This is a genomic window from Clostridium sp. (genome assembly GCF_016650095.1).
Lineage (GTDB): Bacteria > Bacillota > Clostridia > Clostridiales > Clostridiaceae > Clostridium_AD.
In genome coordinates this window covers 1-3000 of sequence record NZ_JAENWL010000407.1, presented here as the reverse complement: position 1 = coordinate 3000, position 3000 = coordinate 1, and the positions used below count along the sequence as shown (strand labels likewise).

Sequence of the window (3000 nt, the reverse complement as noted above, 5' to 3'; positions counted from 1 at the left end):
TCAAAGGGTAAATGGAGTATTCTCGCAAATGAAAATGATAAATCTCAAATAAAAACACATCCTTCAAGAGAAAGTCTATTAAATAGAAGTCGCAATATTAAATACTCTATTGGTTCCCTATTGACGTTGTGGTTAATCATGCCACTGCTTATTCTTACCGGACTACTTTTTTATTCTACCAATGGTTCTTTGAATGTTACTTATATGCCAGGGGCTAAATTATCAATGACATTAATTTTATTAGTTTTAATATTACTAATTTACATTATTATAAAATTTAATAAATCAGATAAAAAGCTTCGCATTGAAAATGGTGCAAATTTAAATTTAAGTTTTACAATACCCAAAGAAACAATAATAGATTATAAAGTAGAAAGAAAATTACGTAAAGATGGAAAAGCTATTAAGAAAATTAAACCTGGTTGGTTTTATTCTCCAGACAAAACAGAAGAATGGCTTGAGAACATGGAACTTAAGGGTTATAACCTATATAGAATGAACAGATCAGGCACTACTTTTTACTTTATGAAGGGAGAACCAAGAAAAGTTAAATATTCTTCAGATTTTCAAATTATCGTAAATGACAGCTATTTTGAAATTCATAAGTCTAATGGGTGGAAAATGTTTTTTACAAGTTTATCAAGCTTTACAAAACATACATTATGGGGAAAAGAATATTCAGATGAAATTCCAGCTTTATACTCGGATAACAGCCATATAATAAAACATGCAAAAAAACAATGTATAGTTTATTGTATATTATTTACTCCCATAATTATAATGTACTCATTCATAATCAAGTCAAACCTAAAAATGTATTTATCAGGTACTATAGTAGGATCGCAAACACTAATAAGCTTAATGTTTTCGGTAATCATAATTGAATTTGGCTACTTTGTTATAAAATCTTTAGGATATTATTTAAGAACTAGAAAGAAATTTAATTAATAACACCTTGCCATGTGGGTAGCCCTTATATCCACTCTCTAAAAGAATTGAAAAGTAACCTAGCTTAACTTAGGACAGGTAATATCAAAAATTAAATATTTTATTTCCAATTTTTTCTATAAAGTGTAATAATAGTAGTGTAATAACTTTACTATAGTATAAAGTTACTTAAATTACCATTATCTAATTTTTTAGGAGGAGTGGAAAATGCTAGTTTTTTCAGTAATTTTAATAAATTTAGCATTTATTATTTATACGATTTCTATTTTAAATGAATTCAAACGAAAGACATTGCTACCTTGGCATGCCATTATGTTTTGCATGGGCTTCATTTTTGATGTGGCTAGTACTATTATAATGTATAATCTTGCTGGAAGTAAGTCAACAATTAGTTTTCATGGTATATTGGGATATATCGCATTAGTGCTTATGCTAATTAATGCCATTGGGTCTGTGATTATATTAAATAAAAAATACAAAAGTTTTCAATTCTACAAATTTAGTTTTTTTGCATGGATTATATGGGTCATTTCTTTTATTTTAGGGATGATTAACCACATGTAAAACTATTGAAGCTCCATTTAGAAAAAAAGTGACATAAAGACTATTTATATTTGATAAAGGAGATAAACTATGTTTTTAAAAGATTTAAAACAAAAAATGATTTTACCTAACAGAGAAATTCTCATAAATAAAACAGTAAAAATTAGGGGGCTTGACGTCCAGCTAATTTCTATAACTTCGCAGGAACACAGAAATGTATTATGGGCGATGTATCAATTGCCTTGCCCTGTTAATGCAGGAATGGATTTAGAAGAAAGAATAGAATATACCTCAAACCGTGATGAGATGACTAATAATATTAGCAAATACATAAGTTCTCCTCCAAATATCTATATATCTGAAATAATGATTCAAAATCAAAAGATGTCATTTATATCTTCAAGTTCAAGTCCTATGCATGATATGAATTATGAAGGGTATATGCAACTGCAGCATTTTATCGAAAATGGAATGGTTACAACAAATTGGAATGAAGTTAATTTGGCTAATATAGTTATAGCAGCTTATAAGCAAAATGAAAGCGAAGAATTTCCTACAGTAGATTTGTCAAAGAAATTAGATATTACTTTAAAAGTTAATAAAGAGCTTACACAGGTGCCTATAAACCAGTCAATACGCCTTGAATTTGCTGAAATAGAAAAAGGTAAAAAGTTCTCTTTCTATGACTCCACCGAAAAGAAAACTCGCACTTTTTATATTGACAGAATGAAGCATTATGATATTTGGGATGAAGTAAATCATGATTTAGATGATGAGCTGGCGAAAGTCTTGCCAGAAGAACAGATTGAACAGATGAAAAAAGATTATCTGACTTTTCTTGAGAAAACTTGTCCGAAAGGAATGAACTTAGCAATGCTTGAATATGAAACAGAGGATGATGTGCAGCTATATTTTTACTCCAAAGAATATTTAGATGAAAAACCAGCACAAAAAACCTCTTCATCATCCGCGATGTTTTTTACATCTGATAAAAAACTTGGGACTAATGGATTTAAAACTCGAACATGCATGATCAAACCTGTACAAAAGGGTTTTAATGGCATCATTGATGTTGAATTGTTCTCATACCTCATGGTAATACCGGAAGAAACAATAACTGTTTAAATAGACTTGAAATAAGAAGAGCAGAAACATTGAAATTTCATTTAGAAATTCTTAATGAAATTTCACGTTTTGAGCTCATGTTGCAAGGCACGCAGGGGGAGTATCACAGCTCCCTACCTACCCTACAAGAAAAAAACATTAATAAAATAAATAGCAGACTTGGAATATAGTTTGCTATTTATTTTATTTCCATGGAAAGTACGCTTGACATAGAATAGTATAAGTAGTAGCATTAATGTAAAGTTAGCTTTCCGTAAAATAACGAAATTAAGGAGTGAAGTTGCTTGTGAAAAACAGATTAGAAGAAATTCGAAAACAAAGTGGTATTAAACAGGAAGAACTGGCAACAGCATTGGAAGTTTCAAGACAGACCATTGGATCACT

General features: G+C 29.6%; 4 protein-coding genes. All 4 read left to right on the top strand.

What is annotated here, in order from left to right:
• On the top strand, nucleotides 1-948 hold a 948-nt coding region (locus JJE11_RS17130; RefSeq protein ID WP_291637812.1), incomplete at its 5' end, for a DUF2812 domain-containing protein.
• A gap of 207 nt (nucleotides 949-1155) precedes the next feature.
• Nucleotides 1156-1512 (top strand): HsmA family protein, encoded by a 357-nt coding sequence (locus tag JJE11_RS17125; protein ID WP_291637810.1) that lies wholly within the window; start codon nucleotides 1156-1158, stop codon nucleotides 1510-1512.
• Nucleotides 1513-1581: 69 nt separating this feature from the next.
• Nucleotides 1582-2616 (top strand): hypothetical protein, encoded by a 1035-nt coding sequence (locus JJE11_RS17120; RefSeq protein ID WP_291637807.1) that lies wholly within the window; start codon nucleotides 1582-1584, stop codon nucleotides 2614-2616.
• Between the two features lie 286 nt (nucleotides 2617-2902).
• Nucleotides 2903-3000, top strand: a 98-nt coding sequence (locus JJE11_RS17115) for a helix-turn-helix domain-containing protein (RefSeq protein ID WP_291637814.1), incomplete at its 3' end; no start/stop codon positions are given.